The sequence below is a fragment of the Pseudomonas sp. UBA5706 genome (assembly GCF_002419965.1).
Taxonomy (GTDB): Bacteria; Pseudomonadota; Gammaproteobacteria; order Pseudomonadales; family Pseudomonadaceae; genus Aquipseudomonas.
The window spans coordinates 109,336-133,556 of sequence record NZ_DIHC01000042.1 but is presented as its reverse complement, the minus strand read 5'-3'; the positions used below and the strand labels follow the sequence as shown (position 1 = coordinate 133,556).

At 61.4% G+C, this 24,221-nt stretch carries 20 protein-coding genes and 1 pseudogene; 5 read left to right on the top strand and 16 right to left on the bottom strand.

Annotation, left to right across the window (positions count from 1 at the left end; genetic code table 11):
- Positions 1-119 precede the first annotated feature (119 nt).
- Positions 120-1,328 carry an MFS transporter gene (locus B3I26_RS20750; RefSeq protein WP_409522080.1) on the top strand — a complete coding sequence of 403 codons (1,209 nt, stop codon included), beginning with the start codon at positions 120-122 and terminating at the stop codon, positions 1,326-1,328.
- Between the two features lie 134 nt (positions 1,329-1,462).
- Here the strand turns inward: B3I26_RS20750 and metC are convergent, their stop codons facing one another.
- The 10 genes and pseudogenes from metC to B3I26_RS20700 all read right to left on the bottom strand — a co-directional run bounded on the left by metC (position 1,463) and on the right by B3I26_RS20700 (position 12,484).
- Complete coding sequence (gene metC / locus B3I26_RS20745; protein WP_296260391.1) at positions 1,463-4,204, bottom strand: cystathionine beta-lyase; 2,742 nt, start codon at positions 4,202-4,204, stop codon at positions 1,463-1,465.
- Between the two features lie 183 nt (positions 4,205-4,387).
- Positions 4,388-5,044, bottom strand: a pseudogene (locus tag B3I26_RS20740) (glutathione binding-like protein).
- The gene (locus B3I26_RS20735) at positions 5,041-5,637 is read right to left on the bottom strand and encodes a cysteine dioxygenase (RefSeq protein WP_296260390.1); all 597 of its coding nucleotides are present in this window, start codon (positions 5,635-5,637) and stop codon (positions 5,041-5,043) included. Before B3I26_RS20735 ends, B3I26_RS20740 begins: the two are co-directional and overlap by 4 nt.
- A gap of 114 nt (positions 5,638-5,751) precedes the next feature.
- On the bottom strand, positions 5,752-6,591 hold the full coding sequence (locus tag B3I26_RS20730; RefSeq protein ID WP_296260389.1) for an amino acid ABC transporter ATP-binding protein: 840 nt from the start codon (positions 6,589-6,591) through the stop codon (positions 5,752-5,754).
- The gene (locus B3I26_RS20725; protein ID WP_296260388.1) at positions 6,578-7,366 is read right to left on the bottom strand and encodes an amino acid ABC transporter permease; all 789 of its coding nucleotides are present in this window, start codon (positions 7,364-7,366) and stop codon (positions 6,578-6,580) included. Before B3I26_RS20725 ends, B3I26_RS20730 begins: the two co-directional genes overlap by 14 nt.
- Positions 7,356-8,090 (bottom strand): amino acid ABC transporter permease, encoded by a 735-nt coding sequence (locus tag B3I26_RS20720; protein WP_296260387.1) that lies wholly within the window; start codon positions 8,088-8,090, stop codon positions 7,356-7,358. Before B3I26_RS20720 ends, B3I26_RS20725 begins: the two co-directional genes overlap by 11 nt.
- A complete protein-coding gene (locus B3I26_RS20715; RefSeq protein ID WP_296260385.1) occupies positions 8,087-9,304 on the bottom strand; it encodes an aminotransferase class I/II-fold pyridoxal phosphate-dependent enzyme in 1,218 nt (405 codons plus the stop codon). The genes B3I26_RS20720 and B3I26_RS20715 overlap by 4 nt, the downstream gene beginning before the upstream one ends.
- Positions 9,301-10,740, bottom strand: coding sequence for an FAD-binding oxidoreductase (locus B3I26_RS20710; RefSeq protein WP_296260384.1), 1,440 nt, complete (start codon positions 10,738-10,740; stop codon positions 9,301-9,303). The genes B3I26_RS20715 and B3I26_RS20710 overlap by 4 nt, the downstream gene beginning before the upstream one ends.
- Before the next feature lie 12 nt (positions 10,741-10,752).
- Complete coding sequence (locus tag B3I26_RS20705) at positions 10,753-11,601, bottom strand: transporter substrate-binding domain-containing protein (protein ID WP_296260382.1); 849 nt, start codon at positions 11,599-11,601, stop codon at positions 10,753-10,755.
- Between the two features lie 40 nt (positions 11,602-11,641).
- Positions 11,642-12,484 (bottom strand): transporter substrate-binding domain-containing protein, encoded by an 843-nt coding sequence (locus B3I26_RS20700; RefSeq protein ID WP_296260380.1) that lies wholly within the window; start codon positions 12,482-12,484, stop codon positions 11,642-11,644.
- Between the two features lie 429 nt (positions 12,485-12,913).
- Between B3I26_RS20700 and B3I26_RS20695 the strand changes: the two genes are divergently transcribed.
- On the top strand, positions 12,914-13,768 hold the full coding sequence (locus tag B3I26_RS20695) for a LysR substrate-binding domain-containing protein (protein WP_296260378.1): 855 nt from the start codon (positions 12,914-12,916) through the stop codon (positions 13,766-13,768).
- Between the two features lie 146 nt (positions 13,769-13,914).
- On the opposite strand, the gene B3I26_RS20690 is transcribed toward B3I26_RS20695, so the two are convergent.
- From B3I26_RS20690 to B3I26_RS20680, 3 genes are all read right to left on the bottom strand, one after another.
- Positions 13,915-14,640, bottom strand: coding sequence for an alpha/beta hydrolase (locus B3I26_RS20690; protein WP_296260376.1), 726 nt, complete (start codon positions 14,638-14,640; stop codon positions 13,915-13,917).
- 293 nt (positions 14,641-14,933) lie between these two features.
- Positions 14,934-16,259, bottom strand: a complete 1,326-nt coding sequence (locus B3I26_RS20685; RefSeq protein WP_296260375.1) for an LLM class flavin-dependent oxidoreductase — start codon at positions 16,257-16,259, stop codon at positions 14,934-14,936.
- 15 nt (positions 16,260-16,274) lie between these two features.
- Complete coding sequence (locus B3I26_RS20680) at positions 16,275-17,228, bottom strand: aliphatic sulfonate ABC transporter substrate-binding protein (protein WP_296260373.1); 954 nt, start codon at positions 17,226-17,228, stop codon at positions 16,275-16,277.
- A gap of 219 nt (positions 17,229-17,447) precedes the next feature.
- Here B3I26_RS20680 and B3I26_RS20675 point away from each other — a divergent pair, with 219 nt between their 5' ends.
- Complete coding sequence (locus B3I26_RS20675) at positions 17,448-17,891, top strand: hemerythrin domain-containing protein (protein WP_296260407.1); 444 nt, start codon at positions 17,448-17,450, stop codon at positions 17,889-17,891.
- 178 nt (positions 17,892-18,069) lie between these two features.
- Here the strand turns inward: B3I26_RS20675 and B3I26_RS20670 are convergent, their stop codons facing one another.
- The 3 genes from B3I26_RS20670 to B3I26_RS20660 form a co-directional block, all read right to left on the bottom strand.
- Entirely contained in the window at positions 18,070-20,736 is a 2,667-nt protein-coding gene (locus B3I26_RS20670) for a DUF3616 domain-containing protein (protein WP_296260372.1), read from the bottom strand.
- Between the two features lie 119 nt (positions 20,737-20,855).
- Positions 20,856-21,854 (bottom strand): bile acid:sodium symporter family protein, encoded by a 999-nt coding sequence (locus B3I26_RS20665; RefSeq protein WP_296260371.1) that lies wholly within the window; start codon positions 21,852-21,854, stop codon positions 20,856-20,858.
- 106 nt (positions 21,855-21,960) lie between these two features.
- Positions 21,961-22,191, bottom strand: a complete 231-nt coding sequence (locus B3I26_RS20660) for a hypothetical protein (RefSeq protein WP_296260370.1) — start codon at positions 22,189-22,191, stop codon at positions 21,961-21,963.
- Positions 22,192-22,440: 249 nt separating this feature from the next.
- On the opposite strand from B3I26_RS20660, the gene B3I26_RS20655 reads away from it, so the two are divergent.
- Both B3I26_RS20655 and B3I26_RS20650 read left to right on the top strand, forming a co-directional pair.
- Positions 22,441-23,454 (top strand): FecCD family ABC transporter permease, encoded by a 1,014-nt coding sequence (locus B3I26_RS20655; protein WP_296260368.1) that lies wholly within the window; start codon positions 22,441-22,443, stop codon positions 23,452-23,454.
- Positions 23,451-24,215 carry an ABC transporter ATP-binding protein gene (locus tag B3I26_RS20650; protein ID WP_296260366.1) on the top strand — a complete coding sequence of 255 codons (765 nt, stop codon included), beginning with the start codon at positions 23,451-23,453 and terminating at the stop codon, positions 24,213-24,215. Before B3I26_RS20655 ends, B3I26_RS20650 begins: the two co-directional genes overlap by 4 nt.
- The last annotated feature ends 6 nt before the right edge of the window (positions 24,216-24,221 follow it).

Sequence of the window (24,221 nt, the reverse complement as noted above, 5' to 3'; positions counted from 1 at the left end):
ATGAATGCTATCGATCCGAGGCACTTCTTAACGCAAAGCAAACGCGTTAGCCTCCTCGCCATCCTTCCCCCTGCGCTGCCGCCGCTAGCGGCCGATGCGCACGTACAGTCGAGTGACTCATGAGCTCAATGCCCCATACCGCTGCGGGTACCACCATGACCAAGGGGTTAGCGGTGCTGTTCGCGTTTTGCTGCGGCGCGATCGTTGCCAACATTTATTACGCGCAACCCATTATCGAGTTGATAGCCCCGGATATCGGGCTATCGAGTACGCTGGCCAGCTTCATCGTGTCGCTGACGCAGATCGGCTACGCCTTGGGTCTGTTTTTCCTGGTGCCGCTGGGGGACCTGTTGGAGAACCGCCGCCTGATGATGGTGACCACGGCGGTGGCAATCGTCAGCCTGCTCAGCGCCGCCTTCGCCCAGACGCCGAATCTGTTCCTGCTCGCGTCGCTGCTGGTGGGGTTCAGTTCGGTAGCGGTGCAAATCCTGATTCCGCTGGCCGCGCATCTGGCGCCGGAGCAAACCCGCGGCCGCGTGGTGGGCAGCATCATGGGGGGCTTGCTGTTGGGCATTTTGCTGGCCCGACCGGCGTCCAGCCTGATCGCCGATCACTTCGGCTGGCGCGCCGTGTTCGGCGCTGCGGCGGTGATAATGGCGCTGATCAGCGTGGTGCTGGCGACCACCATTCCCAAACATCAGCCGGCCCACAACGCCAGCTACGGCCAATTGCTCAAATCAGTGTGCAGCTTGCTGTTCACGCAACCGGTGCTTCGCCAGCGCGCGTTTTACCAGGCCTGCATGTTTGCCACCTTCAGCCTGTTCTGGACCGCTGCGCCGCTGGAGCTGGCGCGCCATTACAGTTTGTCCCAAAGCCAGATCGCGCTGTTTGCGCTGGTCGGCGCCATTGGTGCAATAGCCGCGCCACTTTCCGGACGACTGGCTGACGCCGGACACAGCCGTGTTGCCAGCCTGTGCGCGATGCTCTTTGCCGCCTTGAGCTTCCTGCCGAGCCTGGTCCACCCCGCCTTCGCCGTGGTGGGCATGGCGGTAACGGGTGTGGTGCTGGATTTTTGCGTGCAGATGAACATGGTGGTTGGCCAGCGGGCGGTCTACGCCCTGGATGCCAAAAGCCGCAGTCGCCTGAATGCGCTGTACATGACCAGCATTTTCATCGGCGGCGCCATCGGTTCGATCATCGCCAGCCCCCTGTACGATCACGGCGGCTGGCCTTGGGTGGTACTGGCGGGCAGTGCATTTCCATTGTTGGCGCTGTTGGTTTTTTTGAAGACGGGGGCGTCTGAATCGCGATCTTTCCAACACCCGTGAACGGCGAATCAAAAACCGCCTGAACCGGCGGTTTTTGTTGACCGCTCAGCCGTGGGACCAGGCTGTAGGCCTCAACCCCAGCGTCTGACAAAGGGAGGGCGGCAGATGGGCGTAGGTGATCCCGGGCGCCAGCATCACCGAATTGCCGCAAACCCCCTTTCCAGATCCTTGATCAGCGCGCTGACATCCTCCAGCCCGATATGCAGGCGCAGCAGCGGGTTGAGGGTTTTGTCGTCGGGGTTTTCGCGGTCGCGAACGCTGGCGGCGATGACCAGGCTTTCGAAGCCGCCCCAGGAGGCGCCGAGGCCGAACAGTTGCAGGGCGTCAATGAATCGCTCCTGGTGTTTGGGGTCGCTGTCCGCCAGCTCGAAGGTGAGCAAGCCGTTGCTGCCGTTGAAGTCACGTTGCCAAAGGGCATGGTTCGGATGTTCAGGCAGCGCCGGATGGAACACGCGTTTGACCTGCGGCTGGCGCTGCAACCATTTGGCGACCTGCAGGGCCTGGCGTTCATGGACATCCAATCGAGTCGCAAGGGTGCGGGCGCCGCGCAGGACCAGGTAGGCATCGTCCGGGCTCACGGTGCTGCCAAAGGTGTCGGTCATCACCGCCAGTGGCTGCCACGCCGCTTCGGTGGTGCACACGCTGCCCATTACCACGTCGCTGTGACCGGCGAGGTACTTGGTGAGCGCCATGATGGAAATGTCCGCGCCCAGCGTCAGTGGACGGTACTGATAACCCGAGCCGTAGGTGTTGTCGACCGCCAGCAGAATGCCGCGAGGTTTGCACAGCGCCGCGATGGCTGGCAGGTCGCCCAACTCGTACAGCAGCGAACCCGGCACTTCGGCGTAGACCATCCGGGTAGTGGCTTTTAGTTTGGCTTGCAGCCCGCTACCATCGGCGTTGAAGTAGCTGTACTCGATGCCGAACGGCTTGAGAAACTCTTGCGCCACCTGTCGCACCGGGGAATACACCGCGTCAGTGATCAGCACGTGATCGCCAGGTCGCAGATAGGCCAGAAACGTCTGTGCCACAGCCGCCAGCCCGGTGCCGAACAGGCGTGTGCGATAGCCGCCTTCCAGCTCGGTCACCAGATCTTCCAGTTCGAACGCAGTGGGATTGCCACGGGCGCCATAACTCAGCACACGCTCGGTGTCCCGACGTTTACGGGCGTCGCGCATCTGGCCGAGGCTGTCGAACAGCACGGTGCTCATGCGTGACACTGGCGGGTTGACCCCGCGCACGCCACTGCCCTTTGCCCCACGGGCGGCATGCACCAGCCGCGTGCGTACCCCAGTTTCAGCGGCATGGCTGGCGAGGGGTTTGAGGCTGGCGATTTCCTGCGCCGTCATCTGCCCCAACAGGCCGATTTCCCACGCCAGATACTGACGAGCAGCGTCTTTGTTGCCCGAATGCCGATCATGGGTGAAGAACAGAAAATCGATGCACTGCTCGTTGGGCGGGTTGCTGGCGTCTTCACTCACTGCGAAGCCTGCCGCCTGCCACGCGTGGAAATCCAGCCAACGCAGTTGTCGACGCTGCTGCTCAGGCAATTCACCTGCGGCAATCGCTGCAACGGCTGGGTGATCGGCGATCAGCACGACCGGTTTGGACTGACCCGCCAGTTGATCGACCAGACGCGAACGAATCGACCAGGCGGAGCCTGCAATGTGAGCCTTGCGGTAAGCCATGCTGCTGCGCAGGTCGATCAACGCAACGGTGTTGTCACGCAGCGCATCCGCCAACTCGGCAGCGCTGATTGCAGGCAGGGTTGATGCGTTGAAAGGCGGACTGACCGGCAACGCAAGGCCACTGTGCAATCCACCTTCCAGCACATAAGCTTCTTGCCCCAGCTGCCGCAACCAGCTGGCGACTACCGGGGCCCTTACGCCGTCATTGTCGAACAGCACCAACCGCGCCTGACGCACGCCGATATACAGGTCGGTGGACTGAATCAACTGCCCGCCCGGTGTGTGTTGCGCGCCGGGCAGACTGCCAAGGGCGAACTCTTCCGGTGTGCGCACATCGCAGAGGAACACGCTGCGCGCGGCATCGTCAGCCCAGGCAACGACCTGCTGCGCCTTGACCGTCTGCACACCCGCGCGCTGTGCCAGACGCTGCGCAGCCTCCCGTCGTTGGGTCAGCGTGCTGGCCGATGAGACCTGCGGATAACGTCGGCTGCTGCCATGTTCCAGCGGCAAGTCAGCCAGATACCAGCCCTGAGTGCCGTTCTCCAGCGCGTACACCGGGTTCTTCACGCCCAGGTCAATGAGAGTCTGCGCACCGATGATGCTGCGGGTGCGACCGGCGCAATTGACCACGATGGGCGTGGTCTGGTCCGATACCAGATCATCCAGGCGATAGGCCAGTTCGCCGTTGGGGCAGCAAACGGAGCCGGGGATGGTCATCTTGCGGTACTCGTCGAATGGGCGGCCGTCGAGCAACACCAGCGGCTCGCCTCTGGCCTGCCATTCGGCCAGTTCGACAGCACTGATGTGCGGGGTGTGGCTGGCCTCCTCGACCAGTTCTCCGAAAGCCTTGGACGGCACATGCACGCCGGCGAACAACTGCAAGCCCGCTGCCTGCCAGCCGTCGGCGCCACCTTCGAGCACGTGTACGCGGCTGTAGCCCAACTCATCGAGGCGCTGCGCTGCGTTGACCGATACGTCCTTGCCGGTCTGGTCATAGATCACCAGCCGTACGCCGGGGTTCGGCGCCAGACGGCGAACTTCCAATTCCAGTCGGCTGTAGGGCAGATTCACCCCGTGAAACAGATGCGCTTCGCCGTACTGACCCTGCTCACGCACGTCGAACAGGGCGATTTCCTGCCCGTCGAACAGCCAGGTTTGCAGATGGTGCGGGGTGACTTTTTGGCTCATGGGAATTCTCGTCGTTCTTTCATATTGCTGGATCGGGAGACTGGCGAAGTGCTGTGGGCGCGAGCTTGCTCAGGAAAAATTCAGCCCACCCAAAGCATCCTGTGTGTCCGGGCTTTTCCGTCTTCACCAGCAGCCCCACGCCCATCGGGCACAGGCGCAGAGTTCGGGCAACGCGTTACACACTCACTGCAATACCAACGACTTTTCGCCCGCTGCCACTTCCCTGCCCTTTTCATACGCGCGTTGTACGGCCGGGCGTGCCTTGACGCGCTCGCGCCAGGCGTGAATGTTCGGATAGTGCGCCAGATCCAGTCCCTGCCGCAGTGGCTGGATCCACGGGAAGATCGCCATGTCGGCAATCGAGTATTCACCGGCCACGTAAGGCACTTCGCCCAAGCGTTTATCCAGCACGCCATACAGCCGCGCAGCTTCAGCGCCGAGCAGGTCCAGAGCGAAAGGAATCGGTTCCGGTGCCTTCTCCTTGAACACCTGCAGCTGGCTCAAATAGGGCGTGACATGCCCCGCTTGCCAGAACAGCCACTCCTGAACCCGCTGCCGTTCGACCGTGCCTTCTGGCGGCAAAAAGCGCCCGGCCTTGTTCGCCAGATAATTGAGAATCGCCCCGGACTCGAACAAGCTCAGGGGTTCGCTCAGCCCTTGGGCAGCATGATCGACGATCGCCGGAATGCGCCCGTTGGCGCTGATGGCCCTGAACCCTTCCTGCTTCTGCTCGCCAAGCCGGATGTTGATCGGCAACACGCGCTATTGCTGTTCGAGTTCTTCCAGCAGGAGGGTGACTTTCAGGCCGTTGGCCGTAGGCCAGTAGTAGACGTCGATCATGGGTAGGCCCTGATCGAAGGGGCCATTTGCGAGGCGTTGTAATTGAGGACCTTGCCCTCGGCGCTGACGCCGTAGCGACCGTTCAACGACTCCAACGGACGACCATAGAGGTGGAAATGCAGGGTCGGGGTTTCGCCGTCGACCTTGATCCCGTGCAGGTCCTCGCCGAGGAAGCTGATCGGGGTACCGGGCTGCACCACCACCTCTTTTTCCAGTTCCAGCCTGGCGAACGCCGGATCGCTGCCATCGTCGGTGCGTGCCCAGACGTAATTGATCTCCTGGCCTTGCACGGCCACGATCACCGCCCACGTTTCATGGTTATGCGGCAGCGTGCTTTTGCCCGGTAGCAGGGAGTTCATGTACAGCGTCGGCGTTTCGCCGTCGTCGTTCAGGCGATAACGGAAAGCAGTATCGCCCTCGCCCGGTACCGGCGCCGGGAAGGCGTCGAAGTTGAACAGATCGTGGCGCTCGGCCAGGCCTTCGAGCAGGCTGACGATCTCTTTCAACGCATCACGGTCAACGCCGCGCTGGTGGATGATGCGAATGTGCTGAAGAAAATCTTCAATCACTTGGCTGCGGTGTTCGGTGCTCATCAGGTGCTCCTTTTATAAACAGTCGGGACTTGCAATCGATCCTGGCCACACGAATGACGTTGCAGGGTTTGCGGTGGCAGGACATCGGCATTCCGGCCACGCGGTTTTACCGGGTCAAACCGACAAGCCGTAACGACTGATATTGCTCAACAGATACGGATCGCCACTGGCCACGGGGCGGCGCCCGGCATCGCCCAAGGCATGACGCAGAAATGCCTGGGTGCGCTCGCTGGTCGGGCGCTGGAAAATCTGCTCGGCGCTACCGTGCTCGACGATCAGGCCGTTTTCGGTGAAATACACCACGTCACTGATGTCCTCGGCGAAACGCATCTCGTGGGTGACCAGCACGCAGGTCATGCCCTCCTCGGTCAGCTCGCGAATCACCGTCAGCACCTCGCCGACGGTTTCCGGGTCCAGGGCCGAGGTCACTTCATCGAACAGGATCAGTTCGGGACGCATCGCCAGCGCCCGGGCAATCGCCACGCGCTGCTGCTGACCACCGGACAACTGCCCAGGATAGGCGTCGGCCTTGTGGTCCATGCGCACCTTGGCCAGCAAGGCCCGGGCTTCTTTTTCAGCCTCCACCGCGCTGCGCCCCAGCACCTTGCGCGGTGCGATCACCAGGTTTTCCAGCACCGACAGATGCGGGAACAGGTTGTATTGCTGGAAGACGAAACCGACGCGCTTGCGCAACTCGATGCGCTGAGCCTCGCTGTTGAGGTTGTGCACCTCGGTCTCGCCCACGCGAATGCTGCCGCGCTGAGGCTGCAGCAGCCCGGTGATGCAACGCAGGATGGTCGACTTGCCCGACCCCGACGGACCGATGATCGACACCGCCTGTCCGCGCTGCACCTCAAGGTCGATGCCCTTGAGCACGCGGTTGCTGCCGAACGACAGATGAAGGTCGCGCAGGCTGATCAGGGGCTGTTCGGCGCGCGTTTCAGGAGAAGGCATAACGTCGCTCCAGCAATTGAGTGAGTCGGGAAATCGGGTAGCAATAGGCGAAGAACAACGCCAGCACGCTGAAGTAGATAAGCACCGTAAAACCGGTGCGGTTGACCGTATTGCTGGCGATCTGCGCAGTGTCGATCAGGTCATGCACCCCCACCAGCGAGGCCAGCGCAGTGCCCATGGTGATGACCGCGTAGAGGTTCATCCACGGCGGCAACATGCGTTTGAAGCACTGCGGCAGGATGATCGAACGAAAGATTTGCCCGCGCGTGAAAGCCAGCGAACGCGAGGCTTCCCACTGAGTGCTGGGGATCGAACCGATGGCCCCGCGAAAGATCTCGGCGACGTTGGCGCTGGCGGGCAACGCCAGGCCAATGGTGACTTTCACCCAGTCTGGAAAGGCGATCCAGGACTTGCCGATGTGCAACTCGAACGGGAAAACGTAAGTGGTGAAGTAAATCAGCACCAACCACGGCGCATTGCGAAACACCTGCACCCAGATGCGCGCCGGCAGGCGGGTGATCCATAACGGCGAGACCGCCAGTGCACCGATCAAAAGCCCTAGCAACGAGCCAATCGCAATGGCCAACAGGCTGATCAGAATGTTCTGCCCAAACCCGACCGCCAACGCGGGCGACCACTCATACAGCGCGGCGAACACCGGGCTGCCCGGCGCGCCAACTGTCAGCAACAACGCGAGCACAGCCAGCAGCACCAGCTTGCCCGAGTGCCGACGCGGCCAGGACAACGGCAGGCGCGCGCAAGCATCAATGGCCATAACCGGGCATCCTCAGTTTTGCTTCAAGGGCACGGCCCACGCAGTTGACGACGAAGCTGAGCAGACCGAAGAACGTCAGCAGCAGGATCATCAGTTCCAGCACGTTGTCACTCTGGGTCCAGATCATGATCGAGGCGTAGGTGATGTCACCGACCGCAATCGCCGAGGCAACCGCGGTCATCTTCACCAGGTCGATCAGGTTGTTGATCAGCGAGGGCAGCGCGAAGCGCATGGCCAGTGGCAATTGCACATTCCACAGCAACTGACGGCTGCTGAAGGCCAGGGAACTGGCGGCTTCCAGCGTCACGGCGGGCACCGCTTCGATGCCAGCGCGCAAGGCTTCGGCGTGAAACGCGCCTTTGTGCAACGAGATTACGATCACCACCCAAGCGAACGGCGTCAGCGGGTTCGCCGCACCGACGGCTTGGGTCAACAACATGTTCAGCACCAGAAACGCGCAATACAGTTGCACCAGCGTCGGCGTGTTGCGCGTGACTTCGATGAACACCCGCGCAGGCTTGGCCAGATACGCTTTGCCGCTGGTGAGCATCGCCGCCAGCGCGACACCGGCCAACAGACTGCCGACGATGGTGAACAGGCACAGCAGGATGGTCGTCAGCGCACCGTCGACCATAGAACCGCGCTGATAAGCATCGAGCAGAAAGCTGTAGTTCAAACCGAACTGCGCGGTCCACTGGACGAAACCTTGCAGCCAATGACTCATGCCGATGCCTCGACCCGCAGGCGCGCGCACGCGTCGGCGATGCGGCGTCCGGCTTCGATCACGCTGCTGGTGGCGGTGGCGATGGACAGCCGAAACCACGGCGACAGCCCGTAAGCGCTGCCTGCCACACCGGCCACACCCTGCTCCAACAGGTAATTCACGACATCGCCGTCATCGGTAAGGCGCTGGCCATCGGGACGCAGGCGTCCCAACAGACCCGCGCAGCGCACGAAGACAAAGAATCCGCCCTGGGGCTTGAGCACCTGCAAACCGTCCACCTTATTCAATGCCGCGACCAACAGGTCACGACGCTGGTGGTAGGCCTGCACCTGTTCCGGCAGAAAATCCAGACCGCCCTCGAACGCTGCCAGCGCCGCAGCCTGCCCGACCGATGAGGCGCCGGAGGTCGATTGCGACTGCATGACGGCCATCGCGCCGGTCAGTTCCTTGGGGCCTGCGCCGAAGCCGATGCGCCAGCCGGTCATGGCGTAGGTCTTGGATACGCCGCCCACCAGCAAGGCGCGCGGCTGCAGATCCGCTGCCACGTTGAGCAGGCTCAGGGGCGGCTGCCCGTCGAAGCGAATGTGTTCGTACAGCTCGTCCAGCAGCACCAGCACCTGCGGGTGGCGACGCAACACCTCGGCCAGGGCCAGCAGTTCCACTTCGCTGTACACCGCGCCGCTGGGGTTGCCGGGGCCGTTGAGGATCAGCCAGCGCGTGCGCTCGTTGATGTGGTGTTCCAGTTGGCTCGGCGTCAGTTTGCAGCCCTGCTCCAGGCCGCACTCGATGAACACCGGTTCGCCGCCGTTGATCCGCACGATGTCCGGAAACGATGGCCAGTAAGGCACCGGCACCAGCACCTCGTCGCCTTCATCCAGGGTCGACGCGAAGGCATTGAAGATGATTTGCTTGGCGCCGTTGCCGACCACAATCGACGCCAGTGAATAGTCGAGACGATTTTCCCGCTGCAATTTGCGCTGGATCGCCTCGCGCAAGGCCTTCACACCATGCGTGGGCGTGTACTTGGTCGCGCCGCCGTCAATGGCTTTGCAGGCCGCCTGCCTGATGTGCTCGGGCGTATCGAAATCCGGCTCGCCGGTGGTCAGGTCAAGAATGTCGTGACCGGCTTCACGCAAAGCCGTTGCCTGGGATTTGGCGGCGGCATTGGCGGACAGGGAAACGCGCTGGATGCGCTTGGACAAACGAATGCTCATGGCGCGGTGCTCCGGTTTTCGACACTGGCCAGGACCTTGCCTGGGTTGAGCAGATCGAGGGGGTCAAGCGCCTGTTTCACCCGGCGCATGAGGTCCAGTTCGACCGGGCTCTTGTAGCGCAGCAGCATCGCCCGCTTGCGTTGACCGATGCCATGCTCGGCGCTGATCGAGCCGCCGAAGGCGTGGGCGCTGTCATGCACAAGCTCACTGAGTTCGGCGTAACGGGCCATGTGCGCCTCGACCGTCGAATTCAGCGGATGCGCCACGTTGTAATGCAGGTTGCCGTCGCCCAGATGACCGAAGGTGAAATTGCGTACGCCGGGAAAGTGCTGCTGCAGCAAGGCGTCGGTGTGTTCGACGAATTCGACGATGCGTGAGATGGGGATCGAGATGTCGTGCTTCATGTTGCGCCCGGCACGCTTCTGCGCCTCGCTCATGTTCTCGCGAAGCAACCACAGTGACTCGCTCTGGGCCAGGCTCTCGGCGATCAGCGCATTTCCCAGCAGACCTTCTTCGAAAGCGCTGCCCAGTACATCCTCGAATGCCTGGCGCGCATGGGCGTCGCTGTGATTGTCCGACAGCTCCAGCAAGGCGAACCAGGGTTGCGGCGCATTGATAAAAGGCTGCGGCCCCTCTGGAAACTGCTCACGCAGCAATGCCAGGCAATCGGCGGTCAGCAATTCGAATGCCGTCAGGCTTGCGCCAAAACCGCCTCGGGCGTGGGACAGGAAACTCACCGCCTGAGCCAGTGAATCAAAGGCCAGGAATGCCGTGCTTCGGGCTTTGGGCAGCGGGAACAGCTTCAGGGTCGCGGCAGTGATAATGCCCAGCGTGCCTTCGCTGCCGATGTACAGGTCGCGCAGGTCGTACCCGGTATTGTCCTTGCGCAGCCCGCGCAGGCCGTTCCAGATTTCGCCCTCAGCCGTGACCACCTCCAGACCCAAGGTCAGTTCGCGGGTATTGCCGTAACGCAGCACCGCCGTGCCTCCGGCATTGGTGCCCAGATTGCCGCCGATGGTGCAACTGCCTTCCGCGCCCAGGCTCAGCGGGAATAAACGGTCTGCCTCACGGGCAACATCCTGAACGTTCTGCAGGATGCAGCCCGCTTCGACGGTCAGCGTGTCATTGTCGGTATCGACCTCGCGCACGCGATTCAGGCGATCGAGAATCAGCAGCACCGAACGTCCACTGGCGTCCGGGGTGGCCGCGCCCATCAATCCAGTGTTGCCGCCCTGTACCACGATCGGCGCACGATGTGCGACACAGGCCTTTACGACCGCCGCGACTTCTTCGGTATTGGCCGGCCGCGCTACCGCCAGCGCCTGGCCAACATAAGTGCCCTGCTTGTCGGTCAGCTGCGCGATGGACGGATCACCCGGCAACACATGATGGGCGCCGAGCAGATGCTGCAATGTCTGGAACAGATCGCTGCTCATTGTCAGCCTCCGTTATTGAGCGGCAAGAGGCGCGGCATTGCTGAACTGCTGGTGCAGGTCACGCAGTGCCTGGGAAGGCGCCATACCGGTGCGCTCGCCGACTTCGATCAGCCAGCCACTGCGGTGCCAGTCGCGAATGATCGCGTCGATTTTCGCCTGGGTGTCGTGCTCGCCCTTGCGCACCCAGATCACCGATTTCGACGGGATCAGTTCGCTGGCCAGGGGGATGTTGTAGTCAGCCCATTCGGGGGCATCGAGCAGCGCGTGCATGGTCGGGCTGACGTGAACGGCCGCCACACAACCGTTGCCGCGCAGGGACAGCAGCGACTCGGACTGGCTACGGAAGGCCTTGATCTCGGCGCCATAGGTTTCCTGCAGCGGCTTGATGAAGTTGCTGCCCTGGGAGACGCACACCGGCTTGCCCCTGAGGTCTTCCCACGTGCCGATGCCCGCGCCCTTGCGGATCAGTGCCGCGCCACCGACTTCTTCATAGGGGGTCGGCGCGTAGTCGAGAATGCCGGCGCGCTCGTCGGTGTACTGCATGTTGGCGATCAGGATGTCGACCTTGCCCTGTTGCAGAAACTGCACGCGATTGGGCGCCAGCACCGACACGGTCTCAAGGTCCACGCCCAGTTTCTGCGCGATGCCTTTGGCCAGCTCGACGTTGTAGCCCAGATGCTCGCCAGTCTTGGGGTCGATGGTGCCGAACGGCGGGCCGCTGAGAATCACGCCAATGCTGATCTTGTGGCGCTGCTGAATCTTGTCCAGCGTGGCGTCGGCGTGGGCCAGGGTCGCGCCCATGGCAATGCCGATGGAAATGCCAAATGCGCACAGCGTCTTGCCAAAGGAAAAACTGCTCATGAACGATTGCCTTGTACGGTGCATGAAAGAAAGAAACGACTTACGCGCCGCCGGCCTGGAATTGGTCGTGCAACTCGACCAGCGCTGGCGAGGCCGGGGTGATGTGGTGGCGTTTTTCGCCCTCGATCAGCCAGCCGCTGCGGTGCCAGCCTTTGACAATGGTGTCGAGCCGGGCCTGGGTATCGGCCTCGCCAGGGCGGGTCCAGATCACCGATGGCGCAGGGTTGAGTTCGGGGGTGATTGCGCGGTAGTCCTTCCATTCGGCGCTGTCGGCGATCAGCGGGTTGATCAGCGTAGCGTCGTGCACGGCGGCGACGCAGTTGTTGCCGCGCAAGGCCAGGAGCGATTCGGAAGAACTCTTGAACGCCTTGAGTTGTGCGCCGAACTCGGTCAGCGGTTTGACGTAGCTGCTGCCTTGCGAAGTGCAAACCGGCTGGCCCTTGAGGTCTTCCCAGCGGGTGATTTTGCTGTCCTTGAGCACGGCCGCCGTCCCGCCCACGCGATAAAACGGCGTGGGCACGAAACCCAGTTGCTGGCCGCGTTCTGCCGTCCATTCCATGTTGGCGATCAGCAAATCGACCTTGCCCTGTTGCAGGAACTGCACGCGGTTGGCCGGCAGCACCGGGACCAGTTCGACCTCGGCCCCCAATTGGCGACCGATATCTTGGGCCATGTCGACGTTCAAGCCCTTGGGTTTTTGATCGCTTGGGTCGATGGAACCGAACGGCCCACCTGACAGCAACACGCCGACCACCACGCGGTGACGCTCGGCAATTTTGTCCAGCGTGGCATCGGCCTGGGCGCCGAGGCTGGCACCCAAGGTCAGCGCAGCGCCCATGAGTAAAGGCAGAAAACGGGCAACGGGCGGGCGTGTGTACGGCATGGACTTCCCCTGGAATGATCATCGGCTCGACGCTTGCAACGTCGGTAGCGTCAGCGCCTTGTAATGAAGCGCATCCTAGGGAGAGGGCACAGACAACGGAAATTCAAATATCAAATATGGTTATAACTTTCTGGTTTACGGGGATAGCTCTGGGGGGCATAAGCGCGTTTTTATTGATCAAAGTTGGCACATTTGAAAACAAAGACTTCAAAAAATATAAAACAACGTAATGTATTAACCTGCTCAGCTGATGCAATAGAGTGCTGCCGATGCGCTTCGAGGGTTGAACCCGTTTGTTGAGGCATGCGCTCGAACGCACGCGAGGCGCCAGCGATTCATCTGCAACGGGTCAGCCCCGTTCGCTGCCGTCGTAATCTCCGGCGTCTCCTACAGAGATTGCATTTCGACCTGACTGACGAGTAATAGCCTATGCCCACCACGCTCGACCTCGAACTGCTGCGCACCTTCGTCGCCGTCGTCGATCACCACAGCTTCGCTGGCGCCGGCGCCCGGCTTTCGCGCACGCAGTCGTCGGTGACCCAACACATGCAACGCCTGGAACAGCAGATTGGCGTCAGCCTGTTCCAGAAGCAGGGTCGGCACAAGCAGCTCACCGAGGCCGGGCGCCAGCTCTTGCGTCATGCCCGGCAAATGCTCTCGCTCAATGACGATGCGCTCAGTTCGCTCAGGGAAAGCAACCTCAGCGGGGTGCTGCGGATCGGCTCGCCTCACGACATCGCCGACACCATCCTGCCGCCGATCCTCAGCCACATCGCCCGATCAGCTCCGAAACTGCGCCTGGAAATCGACGTGGGTCGCAGCCCGTTTCTGATGGATGATCTGCACCGCGGCAAGGTCGACATGGTGATTTCCACACGCGAAGACCCCAGCCTTGAAGGCTTCGCCTTGCGCACCTCGCCAGTGTGGTGGATCTGTTCGGCGCAGTACCAGCATGTGCCAAACGAGCCGATGCCGCTGATTCTGGTGGACGAGCCAAGCATCTATCGGCGCTATGCCATCGAGGCGCTGGAGCGGGCGAACATTGCCTGGCGCCAGGCGTACCTGGCCTCGAACCTGATCGGCATCAAGGCCGCCACTCGCGCCGGGCTGGGCGTGACGGCCCGCAGTATGGAAATGCTGGGGCCGGACATGCGTGTACTGGGCGAAGCCGATGGCCTGCCGCGAATGCCGGACGTGACGTATCACTTGTGGATCCGCCCCAACACGGTCAACCCGCTGGCGCGCCGGGCATATGAGTTGATTCGGGGGAGTCAGGGGTTGTGATCGATCGGTTGGGCACAGGGACCCTGTCGGCATTTGCGACAAGACTTGTCGACATCCGTAGCTGACCAGCCCGTCATGCAGCCTTCCGGCTTACCGACGGCGACGTCCGAAAAACCGTTGGCAGGCCGTGCGGCTGCAGAAGACCGTCAGTGAGCCGCCAGCGTCTGCTCAATCCACGCGTTCAAATCCCCTACTTCCGCCGACGTGATGGTATGCCCTGCCCCCGCATAAGCGTGGAATTCGGGGCTGATGAGCAGATTTTCCAGCAGGGTCTGCGCTTCGGTGGCGCCGGAGAACGGCACGCGGTTATCCGCCGCCCCATGGCCGATGAACACGTTCAGCGGCTTGAGCTGATCATCCGGTTTCAGCCGGGCCTTGAGCGCGGCGAGGATCTTGCCGCTCAGCGGCGCAATGCCGCGCACCAGTTGCGGATACTGCAGGCCGATCTGATAGCTCATCATCGCGCCCTGACTGAAGCCCACCAGAATCACTTTGTCCGGCTGCGTGGCGTACTTTTCGGTCGCCTGCTGGATGAAGGTCCTGAGGCTGTCGGTGCTTTTGTCCACATCACTGGTCACGCCTTCATACTCGGCTTGATCGGTGTCCTGGGTGAACCACTTGTAGCCACCCCCATCGACCTCGGCGGGCGCACGCACGGAAAGGTAGGTGTAATCCTGCGGCAGCTCGTCCTTGATGCTGAACAGGTCGCGTTCGTTACTGCCATAGCCGTGCAGGAAGATGATCAGCGGTTTGTCTTTGGAGTCTGCCGGTGCGGCAGCCAGATAAGGCAAGGCCAGATCCGTGAGCAGTGCAGGTTCGGCGTGGGCGAAGCCTGTGAACACACAGAGCAGCGCGGCGAAAAACTTCATCATTGAGAACGGGCCCCTTGAGAGAAAACGTCGGGCCTATCATACGCAGCAGGTTTGGGATGTCAGCCCGCAATCGATCAGGGGACGCTGTCGGATCGCTGTACGGGGTGCAGATTTATATGCGCTTTTTCCCGGGAGCCGCAGCACGGGCAAGCGATGGCGGACCGACCTGGGAAGCGAATTCATTCGCGAAGTATATGCAAAGCGATAGGGGGACATGAACCGTACCGGCCAATCGCAACTGAATTCACTCCCACAGAACTTGCGTCGCTGGGTTACAGCACGATGCCGCGCGTTCAATCCTCCAGCGCGGCGAGCCCCAGATGCTCACGCAAGGTCGAGCCTTCGTAGGCCGTGCGGAACAGCCCTTTACGCTGCAGATGCGGGATCACGCTTTCGACGAATTCACTGAACGACCCCGGCAGATACGCCGGGGAAATCACGAAACCGTCACAGCCGCCCTGGGTGAACAGCTCGGCCAGTTGATCGGCAATCTGTGCGCCGGTGCCCACCAGTTGCGGCACGCGCACGCTGCTGGCGAAGATCCTGCCCAGTTCCTCCAGCGTGGTGTCTGCCCCTTGCATCAACAGTTTTTCCGCCGCCGCCGGATGGATCGACGGCGCTTGGGCAATTTCGGCCAGGGTCGAGGACAGCGCGAAAGGCGAGAGATCGACATTCAGCTGCGAGGCCAGTGTGACCAACCCCAGCTCAGGGCGCGCCAGGGCGTTGTGCTTATCGCGTTTGGCACGGGCCTCGGCCTCGCTGCCACCGATGAACGGCATCACGGCGGTCAGCACCTTGCAACTGTCAGCTGCACGCCCCTGCTGCTGCACCTGCCCACGCACGTCCTCGCGAAAGGCCTGCATGGCTTTGAGGTGCGGATGAATGGTGAAGATCGCTTCGGCCCAACGCGCACCGAAGCGCCGACCCCGCCCCGACGAGCCTGCCTGAATCAGTACCGGCCTGCCCTGTGGTGTACGCGGAATGTTCAACGGGCCTTCGACCTTGAACCACTCGCCCTGATGCTGCACGGAGGTGATTTTGTCGGGATCGGCCAGCACGCCACTCTCGCGGTCAAGCTTCAAAGCGCCCGGCGCCCAGCTGCGCCAGAGCTTCAGCGCAACTTCGACGAACTCATCGGCGCGGTCGTAACGCAAGTCGTGCTCAAGATGCTTGTCCTTGCCGAACAGGCGCCCTTCGCTGTCGTTCATCGAGGTGACGATGTTCCAGGCCGCGCGCCCCCTAGACAGATGATCGAGGGTAGCGAACTCCCGAGCGATATGCGCGGGTTCGTAGTAGGTGGTCGACCGGGTTGCGCCCAGTCCCAGCTTGCGGGTCTGCCCGACCAGGTACGAGAGGATCGGCAGCGGGTCCAGCCGCGTTGCATCCTGCGCGCCGTAACGCAGCGCCAGATCCCGCGAACCGCCCATTTGATCGCCGACGGCCAGGCGATCGGCAAAGAACAGAAAGTCGAACAACCCCTCTTCCACCACCCGTGCCGTACGCGCGTAGTACTCGGGATCAAGGTAGTTGCCCAGCGTTTCCGGGTGACGCCAGGCCGCGTGACTGTGAATGACCGGACCGGTCAAGAGAAAGGCAGACAGGTGAATTTGACGGCTCATGATCGTTCTCCTGCCTTATTCGGATGTGGGCTTGGCTTGCGGAACCCAAACCGAAATATCGGAAATCTTCAGAGGCTTGGGAATCAACTTCGCCTCGTAGTAATAATCGGCGATGCGTTGCTGCTCGACCAATTCGTCGATCTTGACCGGGACGATGTCATAGCTGCGGCGGCTATTGGCCAGCTCCACGGTTCCAGGCGGGATGTTGCCCCACAGCGGCGCAAGGTTCTTCGCCGCTTCCTGCGGGTGGCCCTTGACCCACTGGCCGGCCTGATGAAGGGTGTCGAAGACCACTTGCAGTACCTCAGGATGAGCCTTGGCAAAGCGGGTGTTGGCCACATAGAAACGGTTGTAGTTGGCAACGCCATCGGTGCCATCAGCCAATACACGCACGTGGTGCTCGCGTTGCTGGGTCGCCAGGAACGGGTCCCAGATTGCCCATGCATCGACGTTGCCGCTGGAGAACGCCGCCACACCGTCGGGCGCCTCCAGGTATACCGGCTTAATGTCGGCCAGAGTCAGACCCGCTTTCTTAAGCGCAGAAATGAGCAGGAAGTTGCTACCCGAGCCTTTGGAGACTGCAACCGACTTACCCTTCAGATCCGCGACGCTGCGGATCGGCGAACCGTCCTGCACGATGATCGCTTGAGCAGTCGGTGATGGATTTTCTCGCGCGTAGTAAGTCAGCGGTGTGTTGGCTGCCTGAGTGAACAGCGCAAACGCGTCGGCCACGTCAGCGTGCAGGTCCACGCTCCCCGCGTTCATTGCGCTCAACAGACCGCTGCTGAATTCATGCCAATTGACGGTAAAGCCCAATGGCTTGAGCCGCTGCTCCAGCTGGCCGTCATTCTTGAGCAAGATCCACAGCGTTGAAGAGCGCTGGTATCCGATGTTGATGACTTGCTCGGCGTGTGCCGTGACCGTCGCCAGCAATAATGCAGAAGCGACGATGAGTTTGCGTAGCGACATGGCGATCCTTGGAATAAAAAGAGAGAGCCGGATAGATGACGCATTCAGGCCTGAAAAGCATGAGCGCAGAAGATGAAAGTCGTTTTGATTATAAAAACTGCCAAAAATTATGAAAGAAACGTATGGATCTATGCTTATGCCACTTCCCCCTGTGAACGACAGCTGCTCAGTCGAGGTCTAGGATATGCACCGAACCTGACCCCGATTGAGGAAGCCCTTGTGAATATCTTCGAAGCCTTAAGAGAAAGCCATGAACGCCAGCGCGGCTATGCCGAGGCGCTGGTTAAAACCCATGGGGAAAACCAGGAGCGCGTCGAAGCCTATGGACAGCTCAAAGCCGAGCTGCAGGCGCACGAAACTGCGGAGGAGCGTTTTTTCTATATACCCCTGATGCAGTACGACAACGGTGTTGACCTGAGCCGCCATGCCATTTCCGAGCATCATGAAATGGACGAGTTGATGGAGACACTGGACGAAACCGAGATGTCCAGCCCGTCCTGGCTGGCGACAGCGAAGAAGCTGTCGGATAAGGTGCATCATCATCTTAAGGAAGAAGAGCACAAATTCTTTCAGTTGGCCGGAAAGCTGCTGGATGAACAGCAGAAACAAGCACTCGCCGGGCAGTATGTGAAGGAGTACGAGGCGCAGTTGGCCGAAGCGTGATGTTTGATGAGCGTTGCACCTGGGGCGCTGTTTGGGGGTGTCAGCCGTCGTTTCGAGCGCTGTTGGTTTAGATCCTTCGTAACGTCTGGACTGCTGCGCCTTCGGCGAGTCACTAGCCGAAGGCGCAGCAGGTCTGCCTAACGGCAGCGCCGACAGCCCCTATCAAGCCACCGCGCTATCAAGCCACCGCCCTATCAAGGTGCGGCGCCGTCGCCCCGGTCTGCACGATCTCGACCACGCCGGGCGAGCCTACCGATGTCGAACTCCCCGCTTGTGCATAAGCCCCCAACTGCCCTGCCACCGCGCCAATGTAGTGCGCATTGGCGGTCGATACGCCGTCCCATACCGCCGAGGCCGTTGCAGTGCTGCCATAGGCCGCACCCGCATGGGCGCCATTGGTGAATGCATTCGTTGCAAGGGACTGCGTGATAACCGTGCCGTCACTGGCCTTCACGCTGGCAGCATCGTAATTGAAGGCGGTTGCCACGTTTCCATTGGCATCGAACAGCACCACCGCATCGGCCTTGCCAAGGCCGGGGCCGTCGATACTGATGACGTTCGCTCGATCGTCCAGGCCCCACGCCGTCTTGAATGCCGCGAAGTCAGCGTCCTTCACCGAAGCCACCAGCAAACTCTGGCCCGCAGCCAGTGTCAGGTTGGCGGGCAGGCCCGTTGCGTCGCTGAACGTGCCCGCCTCGTCGTTCATTCTCCAGCCGCTCAGGTCGAGCGGGGTCGAGCCGTAGTTGTAGACCTCGAAGAAGTCGCCTGCGACAGCATTTGAGTTCACCTCGGTGATCAGTACCTCGTAATGCGGCACCTCACCGGTGGTGAAACTGATGGTTTTGCCTGCCAGCGCGTTGCCCGAATGATCGGTAACCGCGTCGGCGCTGATCACCAGCTTATAGTTGCTGCTGAACGTGAGTTTGTCGGCCGGCTGGAGGGTAATTTTGTTGTAATCGATTTTGACCCCCGTATCACCCAACTTGAACGTCTGTACGGTGTTGCCGTTGGCGTCCTGCAATTGCAGGGTGCCGACACCGAGGGCCACGCCCTCATCGAAGATCAGGGACAGCGAACTGCTGACGGCAACACCCGTGCCCCCGTCGTCGGGGGAAGCCTTCATCAGCAACGGCGCGGTCGTGTCGGTTACCGGCGAACCCAGCGTGATGAGGTTGCCAAGGAAGTGCTGGTCCGCCGGGTCGAGATCCTTGGAGGCGCTGGTCTGGCCCGGCCAGATCGTGTCGCCGTTATCCTGCAACAGCTGGACCTGCGTGCCCGGCTTTATGCTGGCCGGCGAGACGATGGATTCGAAGCTGCCACCTGTTGCCTTAAGCAACGCGTCGAGGTTGTTGTCAAGCTCGACAGGGGCGCTGCTGGCCTTGCCGTCCCAGGTGTACAGGCGAAAGTCGTGAGTCACGTCCGCGCTCGCAACACCAGACGGCCCGGCCACGATCAGATAACCGCTGCCATCGATGGCCTTGTCGATGGAGCGGATACCGCGGCCGCCCAGGTTCAGCTCGATAGCCTCCCCGAAGACCGGGGTGGTGGCGCTGTGATCGAGCAACGCCAGGTAATTATCCACCGGCACGATCAACGCCTTATCGCGGGTGACGGTGTCGGTCTGAGGGGCGCGAAAGCCCAGCCACAATTCGCTGTTATCGACAGATGTCGTCATCCCTTCGATGGAAAAGCCGTTGGTGTTTTCTGGCGCCAGCCCCGGATCCGACGAGGCCGCAAAGCCAAAGTAACCGGCTGGCTTGCCACTGCTGCCACTTTCGTCCCACGCCACCAGCGCTGCTTCGAACCCGGTGAACTTGCCTTGATAGGCGAACTGCGTGCTGACGCCGGTTCCGCTGACTTTCACGCTGAACACGATCTCGCGACTGTCAGCGTCGACGCCTTTTTTGGTGTTGCTGTGAGAACCGGTGACGTAAAGGCTATCGCCGACCAGGGTCAGCGCTTCCAGGTCCAGTTCGCCCGCGCTGCCGATGGCGTCGCTGTAGTCCCATTCCACCAGGGCGTCGCCGCCCGCGCGATCATAGACGCGCAACACGCTGGCTTCGTCATCGCCCACGATCATGTATTTGCCGTCCAGCGCGACGGCCCCGGAGGCGTCGGACGATCCGGCCAGGCTGCCCTTGATTGGCGTGAACGTCGTCTCGGTCGGCGTGGCAGGTGCCGTGGGGATGCCTGGCGGGGTCGGCGCAGTGCCACCGCCTGCAAGCAGAGCGTTGGCGGTGTCCTTGATCAGCTCGGCGGAAGACTTACCGCTCTGACTCTGCATAATGTCGTGGATTTCGGCTTGCGATGGCGAACGACCCAGCAGGCCGTTATAGGCGAGTACGATCTGGGTTGTCACCCCAGTCGCCGATTGGCTTTGCGCAGAAGCGCTGATCGCCGACAGCACCTGATCCCGGCTCAGACCATTGGCCAGTTGCTCGATCCAATAGCTCAAGCCCGCAGCATCCGGCGTGCGCCCCAGCGCGTTCTGATACAACGAGGTCAGGAAGCTTTCGTCTTGCGCGCTGGCGGCCTGGGCGAATTCGGCGGACTGGGTGAAGGCCTGGGCGATGCCGCCAAGACTCATGCCGTTGTGATGCGCATTGAGCCAATACTGCAGCCCGGCAGCGTCAGGCACGCGGCCAAATGCACTGAAGTAAAGATTGACGATCGGCGCGACGTTGCTCGCCGCTTCATCGGATGCGGTGAAGGCCCAGACGACCTCGGCAACGCTTTCCACGGCGCTGTCGATACGGCTGACCCAGTAGGCGGCTTCACTGCTGGCGGCGTCGCGCCCGAGAATCTGTTTATAGAGGGAGGAAACCGTATCGAGGGTGGTAGCCATGAGGGACGTACGCTGCTGATAGCAAAATGAGCTCGGACGTTATCAGCAGAGGTTTACCAAATTGTTTCAACGCTGGGACTCAAGCGCACGAGGCGCTGTACCGCGCCCCGCCCGTGGTTTCAAGGATCGACTTGGGCCATTAGCTCGGACACCGACTCCTGGCGCTTGGCGTAACGCTGGGCGAGCACTGCGCAGACCATCAGCTGGATCTGGTGAAACAACATCAGCGGCAGGATCAAGACACCAATGGTGCTGCCGGCAAACAACACCTGAGCCATCGGCACGCCCGTGGCCAGGCTCTTTTTCGAACCGCAGAACAAAATGGTGATGCGGTCTTCCAGGTTAAAGCCAAACAGCTTGCCCAGCAGCGTCGAAATCGCTAGCACCAGTGCCAGCAGCACACCACAGACCACGACCAGGCCGGCCAGATCCCACAGCGGAATCTTGTGCCAGATACCTTCATTCACCGCCTCACTGAACGCGCCATACACCACCAGCAGTATGGAGCCCTGATCGACGTATTTCAGCCAGCTCTTGTTGCGCCCGACCCAGGTGCCGATCCAGCGTCGGGCAATCTGCCCGGCCACAAACGGCAACAGCAACTGCACGCTGATTTTGATGATGGCATCGAGGGTCGAGCCACCTTCGCCGTGGACGTTCAATAGCAGGGTTACCAGCAACGGCGTCAGGAAAATCCCGAACAGACTCGACGCCGCCGCGCTGCAGATGGCTGCCGGGATATTGCCTCGGGCAAGCGAAGTAAACGCGATCGCCGATTGCACGGTGGCAGGCAGCGCACACAGATACAGAATGCCCATGTACAGGTCCTTGCCGATCAGCGGTGATAGCACCGGCTTGAGCGCCAACCCCAAAAGCGGAAACACCACGAACGTGAGGCCGAACACCAGCACATGCAGGCGCCAGTGGCCTGCGCCGGCGATGATCGATTCACGTGAAAGCTTGGCGCCGTGCAAGAAAAACAGCAACGCGATGGCGATATTGGTCAACCAACCAAAGCCCACCGCCACCTGACCGCTGGCGGGCAGGAAGCTGGCAATGATCACCACCGCAATCAGCGTAAGGGTGAAGTTATCGGGTAAAAAACGAGGACGACTCATCGGCATAATCCGGTCATGGCAAGGACAGTGTGGCGACTCTACGCCCTTGCACAGGGGCTGGCTAACGCCAATAAGCCGAGTAATAGCGCCTAACGGACAGCGCCGCTCAGGACATGCCACCTTTGATCACCCGTAAAACCGTCACGCGCCGCTTCACTGGCGTATGACTGATGAGCTCCGTCAGTGCCGCTTGCCACTTATGCACGTCGCGTTCCCGGGACAGGGTCATCAACTGCTCCCAGCCCATCTCGTCCTGGGCCATGAGCTGCGCGCTGGAAAGCTCGGCCATACGTTCACGCTTCATCAGATTTGCTGCAATTTCCGAGAGAGTACTCAAGGCTGGCTCCATGACACGCTCGCCGGGAGCGCGTCTCTACATAGCGACGGGGTGGGCGCAAAGGCGGCTGGACGTCAAAATCCAGACGTCGCAGCCCCTGCGCCTATGTCATAGCAAGGTTCAGACCATTAAACCTCGGCAGCGGGGAGATTCGGACCAAGATGAAACGTTGGCCTGTGGCAACCCACCACGTAGAGCCTCGGCGCGTATCGCTGTATAGTTTTTTATACGCCCAGACCCGAGTGACCAATGCCCCTGCGAGCACCCTTGCCTCTGCTCAGTTTTCTCTTACTGATTATCGCGACGCTGTTGTCCTTGATGCTTGGCCGTTACGCGATCTCGCTGACGGAACTGCTTCGGTTTCTGGCGACCTGGTGTGGCATGGGAGACCTGCCCCTGGCGCGTTTTCAGCTGATCCACAGCCTGGTGATCGAGGCTCGCGCGCCGCGGGTCCTTGCCGGGATTCTGGTGGGCGCCGGGCTTTCGGTGTCGGGGGCGGCGTATCAAGCAGTGTTTCGCAATCCGCTGGTCTCACCGGGCTTGCTCGGGGTGCTCAGTGGCTGCGCGTTCGGCGCCGCATTGGGAATCCTTTGGCATTTGCAGCCCTTGCCAATTGCCCTGCTGGCCGGCGTGACCGGCTTGATCGCGGTCGCCGCAGGCGTTGGCATTGCGCGCATGTTCCAAACGACATCGATTTTGCTGCTGGTCCTTGGAGGCATCATCGCCAATGCGCTGTTTACCTCGCTGTTGTCCATTACCCAGTACCTGGCAGACCCGGTCGACCAACTGCCAAGCATCGTTTACTGGTTGCTCGGCAGCCTCAGCGCGGTAGACCGACACACACTCTGGCTCACCGCACCTGTGCTGATGCTCGCAATTGCGCTGTTGTGCATGGCTGGGCGTGCCATCGACACGCTGTCGTTGAGCGATGACGAGGCGTTGAGCCTGGGCGTCCCGGTACTGACAATTCGGTATGGCGTGATCGTCCTGGCCACATTGATCTGTGCGCTGACCGTGAGCCTGGCTGGGATGGTGGGCTGGATCGGCTTGCTGATGCCGCATCTGGCGCGGCTTCTCGTCGGACCGGGCAACGCCCGCTTGCTGCCGGTCAGCGCCTGCCTGGGCGGCGCGTTCTTGCTGGTGGCTGACGGTATCGCCCGCAGCCTTTCGGCGGGTGAAATCCCATTGGGCATCATCACCGAGCTATTCGGCGCACTTGCGTTCGTGCTGGTGCTGCACCGTGTGCGCAAGGGTTGGTTATGACGCGCTTGCAGGCAGAGGCCTTGAGTTATCGGATCGACCACCGGGAGATTCTCAAGGGGATCTCGCTGACCGTTAATGCTGGCGACAACATCGCCTTGCTCGGCGCCAATGGTGCGGGCAAAAGCACCCTGCTGCGCATCCTGCTGGGCTTGATCGCCCCCTGCAGCGGACAGGTCAGTCTTGAGGGGCGGCCATTGACTACCCTGAATCGGCGCGCCATCGCCCGGCAGCTGGCCTACGTCCCGCAAAGCCACGTTCCCGGTTTTCCCTTCAGCGTGTCCCACGTCGTCGGCCAGGGCCGCTTGCCTGCCGTCGGCCTGATGCGCGCCCCGAGCCGCGCCGATCAAGCAGTTGTCGAACAAGCCCTTAGCGACCTGGGTATCGCACACCTGGCCGCGCGGACGTATACCGATTTATCCGGTGGCGAGCGACAACTGGTGCTGATCGCCCGGGCCTTGGTCCAGCGCGCGCAGGTACTTGTCCTCGATGAGCCCATTACCGGCCTAGATTATGGCCATCAACTGCGATTGCTCGGGCTGCTGGACACGCTCGCCCAACAGGGATTGAGCATCGTTTCCAGCACCCACCGCCCTGACCAGGCGCTTGCCTCGGCCAATCGCACGTGGGTGTTGCACGACGGCCAATTGATCGCCGATGGCCATCCCCGGGACGTCATCGACAGCGATCTGATGCAGCGCCTCTATCAGGTCAAGGTCAGGCAGATCGATGCCGACGGCCACCGTTTTTTTATCCCTTGCTGAGTCCTT